The organism is Acrocarpospora catenulata, from assembly GCF_018476525.1.
In the GTDB taxonomy this organism is placed as follows: Bacteria; Actinomycetota; Actinomycetes; order Streptosporangiales; family Streptosporangiaceae; genus Acrocarpospora; species Acrocarpospora catenulata.
Map to the genome: position 1 here is coordinate 1 of NZ_JAHCST010000005.1, position 17,738 is coordinate 17,738.

Sequence of the window (17,738 nt, forward strand, 5' to 3'; positions counted from 1 at the left end):
CCACCCGGTTCAGGCTGCCCTCAGCTTCCCCGCCCTGCTGCGACAGTTTGGGGGAGAAGGTCTTTCACCTCCTCGCGAACCGGTGCGCCGCACGGCGCACCTTGACTCATATAAGAACAATTCGGCAGATCGCCCGACCAGCTATCAGGAGACCGGTCAAGTTGCCGGGGTTGCGGTGCCCGGAGTGTTCCCCCGAACGGTCGTAGGCAGGGGTGCACTGCGAGGTCCGGGCGTTGTTTGGTGTCTTAGGGGCGGAGCCCCGGAGCCATGTCCGGTCCGTAGCGTGCGCTCCTGCCCGGCTGGTCGGGCCGCGTAGGGTTCGCCCCGGCTTCCTCGCTCTCCCTCGCCTTCCCTTGCCCTCCTGTCCTTCCCCTTCCGTGTTCGGCAATTGGGTGCTGGGGTGTCGGGGTGCTGGCTGGGCTTTGGTTATGCCGGTTGGTTATGAGTCCGATCCGTTGGAGCCCCCGGTTACGTCTTGAGTAGGTATAGCGCGGTTCTGAGTATCGCTTTGGGTATCGGAGCGGATGTTTCCAGCGTCAAAAACAATGACAGTCAGATGAAGTCAATAATCCTTGTTTCCGCATGTGGACAGGGAACTATTCCTGACCGTCATTCGTTTCATTGGAAACAATCCAGCCGACATGAGGAGTGATGCGCTGTGGCGTCCCGCTGCCGGTCTGCCTGCGCGGACGCGCGTTCTCGGGTAATGCCGCATAGGCGCGGCTGTTAGCCCTTCCTAGCCCGGCTTATCAGCCGGGATTCATTTTCAGCGGTTTCTGCTGGCGGTTCCTACTCTCACTCACTCTCCCCTGGGTGGTGTCGTGGTCCGGGCGTGCGTGCTGGCGTGCGCGCTCGGGTTTCGGCCGGATTCGCCTGCTGGTCATCAAAGCCTTTTCAGCCATCAGGAGAGTTGTTGTGCTGCGCGAGTTACCTGGACAGGAAGTCGTGGGCGTGGTCTCGGCCCGCCCGGATGCGTCGGTGGTGTTCATGCCGACCGTGGTTGATCCGGCGGTTGCCGAACGGCTGGCGGTCGAGCATGGGGTGTGTGTGCGGCCGGTGCCGATGCGTCGTCAGGATGTGGTGACGGGGCGGACGGAGATCGTTGACCTGCCGTGCGGGTCGTGGCGGGAGAGCTGGTGTCCGCCGTGCGCCAAGCGGGTGCGGGATCTGCGGCGGGCTCAATGCCGGGAAGGCTGGCACCTGGAGGAAGAGCCGGTCTCGGGGGACTTCATGTCTGCTGGGGAGTATCGGCGGTATCTGGGTGAGCTGCGGGTTCAGGCGGTGGGCTGGCGTGATGATGCGGCGGCGGCCGGTGAGGACACGGCGGATCTGGATGCGGCGATTGCCGAACTGGATGGGGAGATCGCGGCGGCGCAACCTGTGCGGCGGGATGCGGGTGATGAGTCGGCCGGTGAGGGGTCGGCTGACGGGTCGGCTGACGGGTCGGCTGACGGGGCTGCGCGTCGGGTTCGGAGCACGCGGCGGCGTCAGGATGTGCCGGACCTGCCTCGGCGTGAGGTGCGGGACTCCACGCTAGGGCGGACCTTTGAGGGGCGGAACGGGCGGGCGTTCCGGCCGTCGATGTTCCTCACGCTCACGCTGCCGTCCTACGGCAAGGTGAAGGACGGGGTTCCGGTTGATCCGGAGCGGTACGACTATGCGGCGGCGGCTCGGGATGCGTTGCACTTCTCCAAGCTGGTGGATCGGTTCGTGCAGAACCTTCGCCGTGTGGCGGGGTTCGATGTCCAGTACTTCGCGGTCGTCGAACCCCAGAAACGCCGTGCGCCACACCTGCACATGGCGATCCGGGGCACTTTGCCGCGTGCTGAGTTGCGGCGGGTGGTGGCGGCCACTTATCACCAGGTGTGGTGGCCTGCGGTGGATGTGGTGCGGTTCGAGGGGGAGCGCGTTCCGGTCTGGCGGGACGGGGCGGGGTATGTGGATCCTTCAACGGGTGAGGTGTTGCCCACCTGGGATGAGGCGCTGGACCGGGTGGCGGAAAGCCCCGGGGCCGAACCGCTGCATGTACTGAGGTTCGGTACTCAGCTCGACATGCAGGGCGTGCTAGGCGGGACCCTGGATGCCGACCAGCGGATCAAGTACCTGTCCAAGTACCTGTCGAAGTCGCTGGGTGAGGGCTGGGACGCTCCGCCCGGATCGGCGAACGCGGATCATGTGGCGCGGCTGGTGGATGCGGTCCGGTGGGAACCCTGTTCACCCGAGTGTGCGAACTGGTTGCGGTACGGGGTGCAGCCCAAGAACGGCAAGGCGGGGTTGCGTCCGGGCTGGTGCCGGAAGAAGGCGCACAAGCCCGACCACTTGGGTTATGGCGGTCGGCGGGTGCTGGTGTCGCGCAAGTGGTCGGGCAAGACCTTGAAGGGGCACAAGGCCGACCGCAGGGCATGGGCGCTGGCGGCGCTGGGCCTGGATCCGGATCAGGAGGAGCGGGAGCCGGGCCGGTATGTGTGGCGGCGGGTGAGCGCGTCTGATCCGGCGTTGGAGCCGGTGGCGGTGCGGCTGTTGCGGTTGGTTGCCGAACGCATCCGAAGACGGGCGGAGACCGAACGGCATCAAGCGGCGGCGGTGGAGGGGTCGCCGTGAGTGGTCAGAGCGGGAAAGGGCCGTACCGGCGAACTTGGGCTCCGATGCGTGCGCTGGGTACCCCTGCCCGGACGGGCGGCCGGTCGGTGGCAGGGTTGCGGGTCGGCGCGTGGGTGGAGCGGGTAAGCGTCGCCTTCGACAGAGCGTGCCGAAGGCTCCTCTTCGTTCTGGTCCTTGGGCGGGCGGGCGGGTCCGGGAGTCCGCAACCGGCGTCACGGTCCGGTTACGGGGGGTTGCAGGGGGGCGTGTGCCAGCGTCGGCGGTCGGGCTGGCGGGGTCACTGTACGCGGTGCCCAGGTTGGATCCCTTTCGCGGTAATGGCGGTGCCGGTGAATTCGGCAGTTATTCCCGGTGGCCCGTGGCTGGCCCGTAGCTGGCCCGTGGGCGCATTTATGAAAGGGGGTCAGAATGGCGCGTAGTGAGTTGGACGATGATTTTCTGACGGTGGCTGATTGCTGCCGTATCCTGCGGGTTCCTAGATCCACTTTCTATAGGTGGCTCGCGATCGGGAAAGGCCCGAAATCGATCAGAATTCCCAACGGGGATAGGCGTATTTCCCGCAAAGAATGGGTAAAATGGTTAGCAGAACAGGAACTCGACTAGAAAGGGGACGGCACATGGGAAACACGCTCGACATTCAGTTCTGGAAGATTCGCAAGCGTGAAGGCCGTAGGAAGCCCTGGGAACTGCGGTGGGTCGTCAACGAGCGAGAGCACAGCCGGTCATTCCTGACCAAAGCCCTGGCGCAGGGTCATCAGGCCAAACTCACCGCTGCGGCCAGGGTCATCGGGGAAGAGTGGGACCCTGCGACGGGCGAACCGGTCTCCTGGGGGCGTGCTCAAGCGCTGTGGTTCGATCACGTCGTCGAGCTGGCGGCCCGGGGCTGGGATGAAGCCTCCGCCAACACGCGGCGGGGCATCGCCCGGGACCTGACCGACATCACGATGTTGATGTTGGAGACCTCTCTCAAGGCGCGGCGTAACCGGCCGTGTGACAAGGATCTGAGAGCGGCGCTGATGAACTGGGCGTTCGTTCCCGGCAGGGTCAACCGCGAACCGGTGCCGGACTCGATCACGACGGCGCTGGCCTGGCTGGCGACCTACACGCGGCCGGTCTCCTGCCTGGCCGACGACACGGTCTTACGCGCGCTGCTGGACGGCATCGCCCGACTCCAGAACGGCAAGCCTGCCTCTCCGGCCGTGGTCCGGCATCGGCGGGCCGCCCTGCACCGGGCCTTCGAGCTGGCGGTGTCCAAGAAGCTGGTCCACACCAATCCCCTTCCGGCGATCAAGAGCAAGAAACGGCAGATCAGTGATGACGAGATCTCCCCCGTGATCATCCCCAGCGGTGACCAGGTGGCGCGGCTGCTGGATGCCTGCCAGTCGCTTAAGGGTCCGCTGGCCCGTGAGCGGGGTCCGCGTCTGCGGGCCTTCTTCGCGGTCATGTACTACGCGGGGTGCCGTCCGGCCGAAGTGATCGCCCTGCGTGAGGCTGACTGCCACCTGCCCAAGACCGGATGGGGGCGGCTCACCCTGTGCGGGTCCTCGCCCGACGTCGGTGAGCTGTGGACCGGAACCGGGGAAAGCCACGAACAGCGAGGGCTCAAGCATCGGGGCCGTAAGGCGGTCCGGATCGTGCCCATCCCTCCGGCGCTCGTGGCGATCCTGCGCGAGCACATCACCACGCACGGCACGGCGGATGACGGGCGGCTGTTCTGGGACGGCACCGACCGTGCCCGGATCGACAAGGGCGTCTACGGCCAGATCTGGCGGCAGGCTCGTAAGGCGGCCTTCCCCGCTGCTGAGCACGCCTCCCAGGTCGCGCGACGCCCGTACGACTTGCGGCACACCAACGCCACCATGCAACTGTCGGCGGGCGTCAACCCGCTGGAAGTCGCCAAGCGCATGGGGCACACGGTCAAGGTCCTGTTCGCGGTGTACGCGCACTGGATCGAGTCCGATGAGGACGCCGTGAACGCTAAGATTGAGGCGGCCTTTGATGCCGCTGCGCTCGGCTCTGTGACCAGCGCAAACGAGCCCGTAAACGACGGGCCACACACGGGCCAAACGCCCCTTCCGGCCGCTGCGTAGAGACATAGCCGCAGGTCAGGGCCTATATCCCCCGATGGCTTACCTCCACCACCCACCCTCCTGACCCTCTGGGTCCGGGCCCGGCTCCGCCGGGAGGGTTGCCTGCCGCTCCGGCATACGAAGGATTGGTTGCCGGGGAACTCCACCCACCCGTTAATGTTCGCGGGGCTCCACTCCGACTTCCGACTCCCGGCTCTGGGCTCTGGCTCCCGGCTCTGGGCTCTGGCCCCCAGTTCCGCCCCTTCGGCTCCCGGCTCCGCCCCTTCGGCTCCCGGCTCCGCCCCTTCGGCTCCCGGCTCCGCCTCCCGGGGTCCTCCGCCCCTCCGGCCTCCGCCCCTCCGGCCTCCGCCCCTCCGGCCTCCGCCTTCCGGCCTCCGGATCTGGGCTCTGGCCCTCAGCTCTGGGCTCTGGCTCCCGGCTCTGGGCTCTGGCTCCCGGCCCCGGGACCTTCGGGTCTCCTTCCGGCCACCCGCTCCCGCCTGCGGCCAGGTCATTCCGCTTGTTTTTGCCTGGGCTGGACCCGCTAGCCTGGGCGGGTCATGCGAAGCCCGGAAGAGTTTGATCTTGTGCGCGGGGACGGTGCCACGCGGGACGGTCTCCGAGCGTGGGATGCCGCCGATGCCTACCTGTTGCGTCACCTGGAGTCGGTCGGTGGGACCGTGGTTGTGGTCGGCGATCGATGGGGGGCGCTTGCGACCGCGTTGGCCGAGTATCAGCCGGTCCAGATCACTGATTCGTTGCTGAGTCAGCGGGCCACGGAAGCGAATCTGGAGCGGAACGGGGTCGGGGGAGTTCGGCTGCTGTCTAGCTTGGATCCGCCGCCGGAGCGGGTAGATGTGCTGCTGGTTCGGGTGCCGAAGAGTCTGGCGCTGCTGGAGGATCAGTTGTGCAGGCTGGCTCCGGCTGTGCACGCGGGGACCGTCGTGGTCGGGGCCGGGATGGTGACCGAGATTCACACCTCGACGTTGCGGTTGTTTGAGCGGGTGCTTGGGCCGACCAGGACCTCGCTGGCCGAGCGGAAGGCTCGGCTCATCTTCTGTACGCCTGATCCGGATTTGCCCCGCGAGCCCAGCCCGTGGCCGAAGACGTACACATTGGACGCGGATGCCGGGCCGGTTTCCGGTCGGGTGGTGTGCGATTACGCCGGGGTGTTCTGTGCTGAGCGGCTGGATATCGGGACTCGGTTCTTTCTGAAGCATCTGCCGGAGTTGCGTGGGCCGTTGCGGGTGGTGGACCTTGGGTGCGGGAACGGTGTGGTCGGGTTGGCCGCCGCGTTGATCGACCCCGATGCCGAACTGATCTTCGTGGACGAGTCGTACCCGGCGGTGGCCTCCGCCCGTGCGACCTTCGAAGCGAATATCACCGGCAAGGCCGAGTTCCACGTCGCTGATGGCATGTCGGAAATGTCGCCTGAGAGTGTGGATGTGGTGCTCAACAACCCGCCGTTCCACAGCCACCGCGCGACCAGCGACGCCACCGCCTGGCGTATGTTCACCGGCTCCCGCCGCGCCCTCAGGAAAGGCGGCGAACTCTGGGTGGTCGGCAACCGCCACCTCGGCTACCACGCCAAACTCCGCCGCCTGTTCGGCAACTGCCAGGTCGTCGCGAGCGACCCCAAGTTCGTCGTGCTCCGCGCCGTCAAACGGTGAGTGTCGTCGAGAGGCGAACGTCGTCTGACGGTGCGAGCGGTCTGACGGTGCGAGCGGTCTGACGGTGCGAGCGGTCTGACGGTGCGAGCGGTCTGACGGTGCGAGCGGTCTGACGGTGCGAGCCGTCAAGCGGTGAGTGCCATCGGGAGGTGAGTGCCACCGGGAGGTGAGTGCCGTCTGACGGTGAGCGTCGTCAGGCGGTGCGAGCCGTCAAGCGGTGAGTGCCATCGGGAGGTGAGTGCCATCTGACGGTGAGCGTCGTCAGGCGGTGAGCGTCGTCAGGCGGTGAGCGTCGTCAGGCGGTGAGCGTCGTCTGGTGGTGAGTGCCGTGAGGCGGTGAGCGTCCTGTCGGTTCGGTGGACCGCCTCGCCTGGTCAGTGGTTGGTATCGGGGTGGGCGTGCACCGAGTGCGCTCACAGCCAACAATGAACGTTTTCGACGTGCCAAGTTCACGGTGTCTCGCGGATAACCTTGGGAACGCTAAGCTACCGACGCGGCGGAACTCGCGGGACCCTCGTTGAAATAACCATTACACCCCGCATTAGCCAGGTGTTGGGTAAATGATTCTCCGGTTCTGCGAATTCGCCCCTCCGGAACCTGAAAGTTGATTTACCGGACCGACATCCGCCCTGCTCAGCGTATTTCCGCGCCCCACCGCCCTTCGCACGGATGACTTGCGCCCACCTGGCGAGTCGCACACCGAACCTTTGCCGTCCACCAGCGTGTGCCGAGGTTTCTCGCGGAAAGCGCGGGTAGGCGAAACGGTAGGACGAAGGAGGGAACGTGTCAGGCAACCTGAAGGAATCTCTCTCGATGCCGGAACTGGTCCAGCAGGTCTCCGACCAGGTATCCCGGCTCGTCAAGAACGAAGTGCGTCTCGCCAAGACCGAACTCACCCACAAGGGCCAGCACGCGAAAAAGGGCGCCGCCATGTTCGGTGGAGCCGGTCTGATGGCCTTCTTCGGGGCGGCCACCCTGATCGCCTGCGTGGTGCTCGCGATCGCCTTGGTGCTGCCCGCCTGGGCGGCCGCGCTCATCGTCGGCGTGGCGCTGCTGGTGCTGGCCGGGCTGCTCGCCGCGGTCGGCAGGTTCCACGTCACCCAGACCGGTCCGCCCACGCCCGCGGCCACGATGCGGAGCATCCGGGCCGACATCGACGCCGTGAAGGCCGGCGTCGCGCAGGGGAGGAACCACCATGACTGACGACAGCGATCCCGACGTACCCGCCACCCCGGTCACCGCCGGGCAAGTGGGGGCGCGCCGCGCGGTGGTGGGGCAGATGCTCCCGGTCACCACGATGGGTTCGCTCAACATCCCGAACGTCAACCCGCAGGCCGAGGGCCGTCCCGAGACGGCTGGGCCGTCCACCGCCGATCCGGAGCTGATCTTCACTGCCACCGGCCGCACCGTGCCGGAACAGCGGACCAGCGCGCCCTCCGAGATGCACCAGCGCCTCGCTCGTTCCCACACTCGTTCGCACGCCCATCCCGACGACGCTCAGGTGGTCAACGACGTGATTCCACACACCCGACAGTCGCCCGACCGGGCAGCCCTGGAGGAGGACCTCCGCAGAACCCGCGAGGAACTCGGCCAGACCGTGGCCGCCCTGGCCGCGAAAACCAACGTGAAAGCCCAGGTCAGATCCCGCGCCCAGGGGATGGCGGGCGGCGTCAGACGCCACCCCGCGGTCCTGTTCGCGGTGGCCGCCGTCATCACCGGCCTGACCGCCGGCCGCATGATCCAGCACCGCCGCATGAGCACGGCCGCCACCGCCATGCCGCGTGGCCTCCCCGCCATGTTCCGCCGCCGTCCGTCGCGCTCGATCGAGTATGGCCGCGCGGCCGGGGCGCTCCGGCGGGGCAGAATCACCGCCCGCCGCCTGAGCCGCCGCACCCGCACCGGCTCGGCCCTGCGGCAGACCATGGCGAACGCCATGCCCACCGCCCCGACCCGCCAAGGCCTGACCGCCATGCTCCGCCGCAGGAGGCCCGTCCAGCAGCCCACCGGCATGCTGGGCAAGCTCACCGGCCGCACACCCGCCCGAATCCGACAGGTCATGAGCCGTTCCCGTTCGGGCGACATGAAGTCAATGGGCCGGATGAAGTAACCCGCGTCACATAATTGTGACGTGGGTGGTCCTTCCCGGCGGTTGCTTCTCCAGGTGGGTGCGGCTGCCGTGGCCGGGCTGGCGGGGGCGCTGGTGCCCGCCCGGGCGGCGCACACCCCGGATCGGTCGTTCATCGCGTTACGGCGTCAGTGGCGTGAGGTGTCCGCCGGGGCGGTGTTCGACCCGCGGGTGGAGCCGTACCGGACCAGGCTGGGCCGGCTGGGAGCGGCGGCCGGGCGGTTCCGGGAGACCATGGCGTTCGCAGCCGGGGGGCTCTGGGCGGATCTGCCGTTCCCTTCCTTCATGGGGACGCCGCAGCGGTTGCGGACGATGGCCCAGGCGTACGTGCTGCCCGGCACGGGGGTGACCGGTGACTCCCGGTTGGGGGCGGCCGTCGCGCAGGGGATCGATCACTACCGGCGTACGGTCTACCCGGCAGGGGGTGACGCCTCCGGCAACTGGTGGCACTGGCAGATCGGCGTGCCCCGCTCGCTGCTGGACGCCGCGCTGCTCGTGGGCGGGCACGTCACCGAGCAGCAGAGCCGTGACCTGCGCGACTCCGTGGACCATTACGTCCCGGAATCTCTCCTGGGCCGTTACGGCGGCAACAGCACCGCCGCCAACCGGGTCGACCTCTGCCTGGTCATGCTGCTGCGCGCCATCCTGCGCGCCGACCCGGAGAAGGCGGATCTGGCGGTGTCCGCCCTCGCGCCGGTGTTCCGGTACGTCGAGGAAGGCGATGGCTTCTACCGGGACGGCTCCTTCATCCAGCATTCGACCATCCCCTACCAGGGCGCCTACGGTGCCACCCTGCTCGCCGGTCTGGCCACCCTCTTCGCCGTGCTGCGCGGCACCCCCTGGGCGACAACCGACAACACCATCCACGACCTGGTCGAGAGGTCCTTCACGCCGTTCATCCACGACGGCGTCTGCATGGACCTCGTCCGCGGCCGGGGAATCAGCAGGGACCCCTTCGGCGACCACAAGGCCGGCCGCGAGATCGCCGCCTCGATCCTGCTGCTCGCCGAATCCGCCCCGGAACGAGCCCGCTGGCAGGCCGTGGTCAAGGGCTGGGCGCACCGCAACAAGCCCATGCTGGCCAAGGCCGAACGCACCGACCTGGCCTTCCACGCCCGCCTGTCCAGGGTCCTGAACGACCCCGCCATCCCCGCCGCCACCGAGCCCACCGGCCACCACCTGATGCCGATGAGTGCCAGGGCCGTGCACCGCCGCCCCGGCTGGTGTGCCGCCCTCAGCATGGCCTCCGACCGGGTCGGCCACTACGAGCACGGCAACGGCGAGAACCTGCGCGGCTGGCACACCGGCTCCGGCATGCTCTACTGGTGGGCCGGCGGCCACGCCGACCAGTACTCCGACTCGTTCTGGCACACCGTCGACCCGTACCGGCTGCCCGGCACCACCGTCTCCACCCGCCCGCTGCCCGACGGCGCCGGTCCCGGCTGGGGGGACACCTGCCCGCCCGCGCGCTGGGTCGGCGGGGCCACCGACGGCGTCTACGCCGGCGTCGGCCAGCACCTCAACGGCTTCGAAAGCACCCTGGAGGCCTTCAAGTCCTGGTTCTTCCTGGACGACGCCGTGCTCTGCCTGGGCGCCGGCATCACCGCCGCCGACGACGTCCCCGTCGAGACCATCGTCGACAACCGCCGCACCACCACCCCGCCCGTCGTGAACGCCGCCGAAGGCTGGGCCCACCTCGCCGGTCACGGCGGCTACGTCTTCCTGCCCGGTACGGAGGCCGACCCCCCGGCCCCTGCGCTGCGAACCGGCCAGACCGTGCACCAACTCCGCGGCGGCACCCGTCTGCATACGCGCCACGACCGGCGCACCTCCGCGACGACCAGGGTCACCCGCGGTTACGCCACCTTCTGGCTCGACCACGGCACAAATCCGGCGTCCGCCGGATACGCGTACCTGCTCATGCCGGGCGCCACCCAGGCCGAGACCCGGGCCCGCGCCGCCCTTCCCGCCTGGGCTCGGATCCTCGCCAACACCTCCGCCCAGCAGGCCGTCCACGTTCCGTCCCTGGCGCTGACCGCCGCCAACTTCTGGCTCGCGGGCACCGTCGGCGACCTCACCGCCTCCGCCCCGTGCGCCGTCCTCCTCCGCCAGTCCGGAACGGGCACGGCCGCCCTCACCGTCGCCGATCCCCGCCGCGACCTGACGACGCTCACCGTCACCTGGCGCCGGCCGGTGAGCGGCCTCATCCATGGCCACCCGCTGCTCGCCGCCCACACCACCGGCCCGGACCTCACCCTCACCTTCCGGGATCTCGACACCCACGCCGGCGCCTCGATCACCGTCACCGTCCAGACCGGCGTGGTCTAGGGGAGGCCGACCACGAGGCGCAGGGAGCCGATGAACTCCGGCTGCTCGCGGAGATGGCCGAAGCGGGTGTCCCAGGCGCCGGTCTCCAGGTCGGTGCGGAGGCGTTCGACCGCGCGGGCCTCGGCTTCGGGGTCGACGAAGCCCCAGGCGGACTGGGAGCGGCGTACCGTCTCGTCGAGGAAGCGTTCCGGGCGGGCGTAGTACGCCTCGGTGAAGCCGTCCACGCAGTCGATGGGGATGGGGACCGGCTCGACGTGGGAGTTCGGGCCGATCCGTTCGGCGATCCAGGCGATGTCGGGGTAGCGGCGGCGTTCCGCGGCGATCAGTTCGGGCGCGTACTCGGCCAGCCAGAGCAGGTCGAGGGCGGTTCCGTCGAAGGTGAGGACGACGACCGGGCCGCGGGTGACCCGGCGCAGCTCGCGCAGGCCCTTGTCGGCGTCGGACCACTGGTGCACGGTGACCGAGGCCAGGGCCGCGTCGAAGGCGCCGTCGTCGAACGGCAGGTCCTCGGCGGTGCCGCGGATCGCGGGAACCCGGTGCGGGGGGCGCTGGGCGCGCATGACCTCGGACGGTTCGACCGCGACGACGTACCGGTCCTCGGGTTCGTATGATCCGGCGCCCGCCCCGACGTTGATCAGAGTGCGTCCGTTCCCGAGCGCCGCGTGCACCAGCGCGGCGATCCGGGGGTCGGTTCTGCGTTGTACGGCGTATCCGCGCCCGTGTGTCTCGTAGTCGAAGTCGCCTGCCAGGCCGGTGATCGAGTTCCGCATGGCCCCAGCCTAGGCGCGGAGTGGATCAGGGCTGGGGCGCGGTGCCCGACGGTTGTCCGGTTCGATCTGGTGCCGATGGGGCTTCCCGGTTGGCTCGGGTGACGTGTGTTCCGGTCGTGCGTGCCGACCGGGCTTGGGCGGCTCGGGCGATGTTGCCGGGCATGCGGCCGAAGATCAGGCGGTGGAACGGGGCGATGCTGAGCCAGTAGAGGTGGCCGAGCAGGCCGTGCGGGTGGAACAGCGCCCGCTGGCGGTAGACCGTCCTGCCCGGTTCGCGGCCTGGTTCCGCCGAGAGTTCGAGCCAGGCCAGGCCAGGGAGGCGCATTTCGGCCCGGAGCCGGAGCAGCCGTCCCGGCTGGATCTCCTCCACTCGCCAGAAGTCGACGGTGTCGCCCACCCGGAGGCGGTCCGGATCCCGGCGCCCCCGCCGCAGGCCCACCCCGCCCATCAGGCGGTCGATGAGTCCGCGGATCCGCCAGGCGGTCGGCAGCGAGTACCACCCGTTCGCGCCGCCGATCCCGGTGATCACCCGCCAGACCGCGCCGGGCGGGGCGGCCACCTCGCGGGTGCGCTCGTCGGTGTACAGGCTGCCGCCCGCCCAGGCGGGGTCGGTCGGCAGGGGGTCGCTGGGCGCCCCGGGTGTCGAGGCCGAGGACCAGCGGGTGGCCACGTCCGCCTGCTTGACGCGCCGCAGCGCCAGCCGTACCGCCTCGTCGAAGTCGATCAACCCGTCCGGAGGGTCCGGAACGTATTGGGAAATGTCGTGTTCTGTGCATACGGCCTCGTGCCGCAGGGACTCCACCAGCGGACGGGCGATGTTCGCGGGCACCGGCGTGACGAGACCCACCCACTGGCTGGACAGCCAGGGCGTGAGCACGGGCACCGGAATGATCACCCGTTGCGGCAGCCCGGCCGCCGCCGCGTACCGCCGCATCATCTCGCCATAGGTGAGCACGTCGGGACCGCCGATGTCGAACGCCCGGTTCACCGTGCCCGGGACCGACGCCCAGCCCACCAGGTACCGCAACGTGTCCCGGATCGCGATCGGCTGCGTCGGGCTGCTCACCCACTTCGGCGTCGTCATCACCGGCAGCCGCTCGGTCAGGTACCGCAACATCTCGAACGACGCCGATCCAGAGCCGATGATCATCGCCGCCCGCAGCACCACCGCCGGCGTCCTCGCCCGCAGGAAGATGTCCCCGACCTCACCCCGCGAGGCCATGTGCGCCGACAGCTTCTCCCGCGACCGCGTCAGCCCCCCGAGGTAGACGATCCTGCCCACGCCCACCGCGTCCGCCGCCTCGGCGAACGCCATGGCCGCCCATCGATCCCGCTCCGCGAACCGTCGCCCGCCGCCCATCGAGTGCACCAGGTAGTAGGCCACCTTTGCCCCGCTCAGCGCCCGCCGCATCGCCTCGGCGTCGGTGACGTCCCCCGCCCGTACCCGCACCTGCCGTACCCACGGGTAGTCCCGCAGCCGCTCCGGCCGCCGCACCACACACGTAACGTCATGTCCCGCCGCGATCAACTCGGGCACCAACCGACCACCCACGTACCCGGTGGCCCCCGTCACCAGCACGTTCGCCATGCCCACCAGCTTCCCATGCCGGATTTATCCCGTTACATCCAGCCCCTCGGCGACTACTGCCCGTAGACGGGGAGCCGGACGCGACGGTGGGCCGGTCGCTCGATCTCGTCCACGACCGCGACGGCCAGATCCGCGTAGGAAAGGGTGCCCTCGTCCAGATATTCTTCCGCCCCGATCCGGTACTTGCCCGTACGCGGAAGGGCGGGCGACAGCCCGGCCGGTGGGGTCAGCATCAGCCAGTCGATCGAGGTGTCCGCCGCTCGCAGGTGGGTCAGGCCGTCCAGGTGGGCCTGGGCGAAGGGGCGGATTTCCGGCGGGAATACGGCGGGGTCGTCCATGACCAGGCCGCCCGATCGGGTGGGCAGGGTCGCGAACAGGCCGATGACCACGAGTCTGCGGCCGCCTGCCGCCGTGAGCCCGGTCAGCAGGACGTCGGCCGCCTTGACGAAGAAATCGGGGTCCAGAGTGGCGAAGCCCTGTTCGGGGCCGGAGAACGGGGACACCGCGTGGACGGCGGCGTCGGCGCCGTGGAGGGCGCCGGCCACGGCGGACCCGTCCGTCACGTCGGCCTGGCGTAAGGTGACCCGATCCGCGGCCAGATCCTGGTGGCGGGTCGGGTCGCGTACCGCCGCCACCACCCGGTGCCCTCGTGCCACCGCCTCGGCGACTACCGCACGACCGGCTCGCCCGCCTGCTCCGAACACTGTGATCACGCTCATGACCAGGACGGTATCCACGGGATACTGGTTACCTCAACGATACCGGCCTAGACTTGCGGGCCATGGCCGAGCCGCTGGATCCCGACATGTTCCACCCGATGTGCCCGTCCAGCGCGTTGCCCTTCCAGATCGGTGACAAGTGGACGGGCATGATCGTGCTCTGCCTGGCCGGCGGTCCCCGCCGTTTCACCGAACTCCGGGTGCCGCTGCGCGCGATCACCCCCAAAGTGCTTTCGCAGACCCTGCGGACGATGTGCCGCGACGGCCTGGTCACCCGTACCGCCTATGACGAGAACCCGCCCCGGGTCGAGTACGAGCTCACCGAGCTGGGCCGGAGCCTGCTGGTGCTGATCGACGCGGTCCGCGAGTGGAGCGATCAGTACCTGCCCGCGATCCTCGCCGCCCGGGAGAGCCACCAGGTGTAGCCCGATCCGCCCACTCGCGAGGTGGGCGGATCGGGAATCAGGCGGCTAGGAGCGGGTCCACTTCTGGTTGGAGGTGCCGGCGCAGTCCCAGAGTTGCAGGCGGGCGCCGTTGGCCGGGTTGAGGTCGACGATGTCCACGCAGCGGTTGGCGGCGATGTTGACCAGGTCGCCGGCCCCGCTGAGGGTGAAGCGCTGGGCGCTGGTGCCGTTGCAGGTGTAGAGCTGGATGGCGGTGCCGTTGGCGGTGCCGGCCGCCGCCGCGTCCATGCACTTGCCCATCGCGCGGACCGTGCCGTCGGCGTTGACGGACCACTGCTGGGCGACCGTGCCGTTGCAGTCGTACATCTGGAGCTGGGCGCGGTCCACGGGGTTGGCGGCGGGGATGTCGATGCACTTGCCGTTCATGGCGGAGCGGAGCGCGTTGCCGCCGCCGCCGTCGGGCGTCCAGGCCGAGACCCGGACCCAGTCGATCAGCATGGTCTGCGGGAAGGCGGTGCTGGCGTTCGGGCTGCCCGGCCAGTTACCGCCCACCGCCACGTTGAAGATCATGAAGAACGGGTGGTCGAACACCCACTGGTTGCCGCGGATGTTGGACGGGGTGACCCGGAAGTACTCCGAGCCGTCGAGGTACCAGACGATCAGGTTGGGGGACCAGTCCACCCGGTAGGTGTGGAACGCGTCGGCCAGCGGCGCCCCGACGGTACGGCTGCCGCCCACGCCACTGCCCCCCGAGTAACCGGGGCCGTGCACCGTGCCGTACACGGTGTTGGGCTGGCTGCCCACGTTCTCCATGATGTCGATCTCACCGGTGGTCGGCCAGTTGTTGCCGCCCAGCATCCAGAAGGCCGGCCAGATGCCCTGGCCCCGGGGGATCTTGATGCTGGCCTCGAACCGCCCGTACGCCTGGGTGAACCGGTCGGCGGTGAGGATGCGGCCCGAGGTGTACTGGCAGGTGCCGTAGTGGCACTGGAAGTTGGACGGGTTCTCCTTCCGTGCGGTGATGGCCAGGTGTCCCTGGCCGTCGTGGTACACGTTCCGCGTGGTGTTGGTGTAGTACTGCAACTCGTTGTTGCCCCACCCACCGCCGCCGACGTCGAACTTCCACTTGGAACCGTCGATCGGGGCTCCGGAGGCGGCGTTGAACTCGTCCGACCAGGTGACCGGGCCGATGGCGGCCGAGGCCGGCGTGGCGCTTGTCAGTGCGACCAGTGCGGTGGCCAGCGTGACGGCCGCGGTGGCGACCGTCAGGAGGAGGCGGGGTTTGCGCATGGATACCTCCGGTCTGGGGTCCGCGGTCAGGCGCGGACCCGTGTTCTGGGGGATCTCAGCGGGCCGGGACCGCGTCTGACCCGGTGCGAGGTTACTTTCACCTCTTAAATTAAGAGGATGTAACCCTGTGGTGACATAGCTTGTCAATAGGAAGGTTTCCTTTTAATTGGCTTTGCGGGGGCGTGGCAGGATTCGTACCAGATCAGCACCGCTGTCAGGAGAACCATGCCTCAGACGATCTGCGTCACCGGAGCCGCCGGTGTCGTCGGCGCCGCCACCGTGCACGAGCTGCTCGCGCACGGCTACCACGTCATCGCCACCGACATCGCCCCCCACCCGGCGACCCTTCCCGCGCAGTGGAGCCGCCCGGACTTCCAGTACACCCGGGCCGACCTCACCGACTACGGCGACACCGTCGAGGTCCTGACCGGCGCCGACGCGGTGGTGCACATCGCCAACATCCCCGCCCCCACGCTGCTGCCGCCCGCCCGCACCCTCACCGCCAACACCTCCATGAACGGCAACGTGTTCCTGGCCGCGGCCTCCCTCGGCCTGCGCCGGGTCGTGTACGCCTCCAGCGAGACCACCCTCGGCCTGAACTTCGAGGTCCCCCCGAGGTACGCGCCGCTGGACGAGGACCACTACCCGTACCCGACCACCAGCTACGCCCTGTCCAAGGTGCTCACCGAGACCATGGCGGACGCGGTCTCCGGCTGGAGCGGCATCCCGTTCGTGGGCCTGCGCTTCTCCAACGTCATCAGGCCCACCGACTACGAGCGTTTCCCCAGCTTCTGGGACGACCCCGAGTCCCGCCGCTTCAACCTCTGGAGCTACATCGACGTCCGCGACTGCGCCCTGTCCGCCCGCCTCGCCCTGGAGGCCGGCGTCACCGGGGCCACCAGCTACATCATCGCCGCCGCCGACACCGTGATGACCACCCCCTCGGCCCGGCTCATGGCGGAGGTCTTCCCGGCCACCAGGATCACCAGGGAACTCGGCGAGTTCGAGTCCCTGATGACCATCGACCGCGCCCGCGCCGCGCTCGGCTTCGAACCTCGCTACAGCTGGCGCGACATCCTGCCGATCTGAACTGCCGCCCCGGTCACTGGGCGGTGGCCGGGGCCAGGAGCTGCCTGACCCGGGGTACGACCTCCTCGCCGTACAGGCGGATCGTGGTCAGCAGCCGCTCGTGGGGGAGCGTGCCGGAGCTGTACTTGAGCTCGAACCGGTCCACGCCCAGCGTGGACACCGTTTTGGCGATCTTCGCGGCCACGGTCTCCGGCGAGCCGACGTACAGCGCGCCCTCGTCGGCCTCCGCCTCGAAGCGGCTCCTGGTCGTGGGACCCCAGCCGCGCTCGCGGCCGATGCGGTCGTGCATGGCTTGGTAGTGCGGCCAGAGCTCGTCGCGTGCCTGCCGGTCGGTCTCGGCGATGTGCCCGGGCGAGTGCACGCCCACCGGCAGCCGCTCCAGCTCCAGCTGGGTGAGCGCGCGGTGGTACAGCTCGACATAGGGGGCGAAACGCTCCGACGGGCCGCCGATGATGGCGAGCATCAGCGGCATCCCGTAGCTCGCCGCGCGCACCACCGACTGCGGGCTGCCGCCGACCCCGATCCAGGTGCGCAACCGGCCCGACTCGGTCTTCGGGTACACGTGCTGGTTGGTCAGCCCGGGCCGCAGTTTGCCCTGCCAGGTGACCGGGCGCTCGGTGAGCAGGTGCGCGAACAGGTCGAGCTTCTCCTCGAACAGCTCCTCGTACTGCGCGAGGTCGAAGCCGAACAGCGGGAACGACTCGGTGAAGGAACCACGCCCGAGGATGATCTCCGCCCGGCCTCCGGACACCGCGTCCAGCGTGGCGAACTTCTCGAACACCCGCACCGGATCATCCGAGCTCAGCACGGTCACCGCGGTGCTCAGCCTGATCCGCTCGGTACGGGCGGCGATCGCCGCCAGCACGATCTCCGGCGCCGAGACGGCGAAGTCGTCCCGGTGGTGCTCCCCGATGCCGATCGCGTCGATGCCCACCTGATCGGCCAGCACGGCTTCCTCGACCACGTTCCTGATCACCTGCGGGTACGGCAGCCGGTTGCCGTCCGCGTCAACGGTGACGTCCCCGAACGTGTCAACAGCGAACTCCAGTGGTACGGACACCCTTCACCTCTTTCTCTCGGCGTAC

At 69.0% G+C, this 17,738-nt stretch carries 14 protein-coding genes; 9 read left to right on the top strand and 5 right to left on the bottom strand.

Annotated features, from left to right (window positions below; translation table 11 throughout):
- The first annotated feature begins 813 nt into the window (after nucleotides 1-813).
- From KIP79_RS06585 to KIP79_RS06615, 7 genes are all read left to right on the top strand, one after another.
- Nucleotides 814-2,601, top strand: a complete 1,788-nt coding sequence (locus tag KIP79_RS06585) for a replication initiator (protein WP_308169601.1) — start codon at nucleotides 814-816, stop codon at nucleotides 2,599-2,601.
- A gap of 408 nt (nucleotides 2,602-3,009) precedes the next feature.
- Nucleotides 3,010-3,204, top strand: a complete 195-nt coding sequence (locus tag KIP79_RS06590; RefSeq protein ID WP_214103775.1) for a helix-turn-helix transcriptional regulator — start codon at nucleotides 3,010-3,012, stop codon at nucleotides 3,202-3,204.
- Nucleotides 3,205-3,218: 14 nt separating this feature from the next.
- Nucleotides 3,219-4,691 (top strand): tyrosine-type recombinase/integrase, encoded by a 1,473-nt coding sequence (locus tag KIP79_RS06595; protein WP_214103776.1) that lies wholly within the window; start codon nucleotides 3,219-3,221, stop codon nucleotides 4,689-4,691.
- 539 nt (nucleotides 4,692-5,230) lie between these two features.
- Entirely contained in the window at nucleotides 5,231-6,340 is a 1,110-nt protein-coding gene (locus KIP79_RS06600; RefSeq protein ID WP_214103777.1) for a methyltransferase, read from the top strand.
- Nucleotides 6,341-7,123: 783 nt separating this feature from the next.
- Nucleotides 7,124-7,543, top strand: a complete 420-nt coding sequence (locus KIP79_RS06605; RefSeq protein ID WP_308169603.1) for a phage holin family protein — start codon at nucleotides 7,124-7,126, stop codon at nucleotides 7,541-7,543.
- Nucleotides 7,536-8,447, top strand: coding sequence for a DUF3618 domain-containing protein (locus KIP79_RS06610; RefSeq protein WP_214103778.1), 912 nt, complete (start codon nucleotides 7,536-7,538; stop codon nucleotides 8,445-8,447). Before KIP79_RS06605 ends, KIP79_RS06610 begins: the two co-directional genes overlap by 8 nt.
- Before the next feature lie 21 nt (nucleotides 8,448-8,468).
- Nucleotides 8,469-10,793, top strand: a complete 2,325-nt coding sequence (locus KIP79_RS06615) for a polysaccharide lyase 8 family protein (RefSeq protein ID WP_214103779.1) — start codon at nucleotides 8,469-8,471, stop codon at nucleotides 10,791-10,793.
- Here the strand turns inward: KIP79_RS06615 and KIP79_RS06620 are convergent.
- From KIP79_RS06620 to KIP79_RS06630, 3 genes are read right to left on the bottom strand one after another with little or no spacing between them, the layout of a single operon-like run.
- Nucleotides 10,790-11,563: a class I SAM-dependent methyltransferase gene (locus tag KIP79_RS06620; RefSeq protein WP_214103780.1), complete on the bottom strand. Its 774-nt coding sequence runs from the start codon at nucleotides 11,561-11,563 to the stop codon at nucleotides 10,790-10,792. The genes KIP79_RS06615 and KIP79_RS06620 overlap by 4 nt on opposite strands.
- Before the next feature lie 25 nt (nucleotides 11,564-11,588).
- Nucleotides 11,589-13,151 carry an SDR family oxidoreductase gene (locus tag KIP79_RS06625; RefSeq protein WP_214103781.1) on the bottom strand — a complete coding sequence of 521 codons (1,563 nt, stop codon included), beginning with the start codon at nucleotides 13,149-13,151 and terminating at the stop codon, nucleotides 11,589-11,591.
- A gap of 53 nt (nucleotides 13,152-13,204) precedes the next feature.
- Nucleotides 13,205-13,870 (bottom strand): NAD(P)-dependent oxidoreductase, encoded by a 666-nt coding sequence (locus KIP79_RS06630; RefSeq protein ID WP_214103782.1) that lies wholly within the window; start codon nucleotides 13,868-13,870, stop codon nucleotides 13,205-13,207.
- A gap of 62 nt (nucleotides 13,871-13,932) precedes the next feature.
- On the opposite strand from KIP79_RS06630, the gene KIP79_RS06635 reads away from it, so the two are divergent.
- Nucleotides 13,933-14,295, top strand: coding sequence for a winged helix-turn-helix transcriptional regulator (locus KIP79_RS06635; RefSeq protein WP_214103783.1), 363 nt, complete (start codon nucleotides 13,933-13,935; stop codon nucleotides 14,293-14,295).
- 45 nt (nucleotides 14,296-14,340) lie between these two features.
- Here KIP79_RS06635 and KIP79_RS06640 read toward each other — a convergent pair whose 3' ends face one another.
- Nucleotides 14,341-15,564: a glycoside hydrolase family 16 protein gene (locus KIP79_RS06640; protein ID WP_214103784.1), complete on the bottom strand. Its 1,224-nt coding sequence runs from the start codon at nucleotides 15,562-15,564 to the stop codon at nucleotides 14,341-14,343.
- A 225-nt stretch (nucleotides 15,565-15,789) separates the two neighbouring features.
- On the opposite strand from KIP79_RS06640, the gene KIP79_RS06645 reads away from it, so the two are divergent.
- Nucleotides 15,790-16,653 carry an NAD-dependent epimerase/dehydratase family protein gene (locus tag KIP79_RS06645; protein WP_214103785.1) on the top strand — a complete coding sequence of 288 codons (864 nt, stop codon included), beginning with the start codon at nucleotides 15,790-15,792 and terminating at the stop codon, nucleotides 16,651-16,653.
- Nucleotides 16,654-16,666: 13 nt separating this feature from the next.
- Here KIP79_RS06645 and KIP79_RS06650 read toward each other — a convergent pair whose 3' ends face one another.
- Entirely contained in the window at nucleotides 16,667-17,713 is a 1,047-nt protein-coding gene (locus KIP79_RS06650; protein ID WP_214103786.1) for an LLM class flavin-dependent oxidoreductase, read from the bottom strand.
- Between the last annotated feature and the right edge of the window lie 25 nt (nucleotides 17,714-17,738).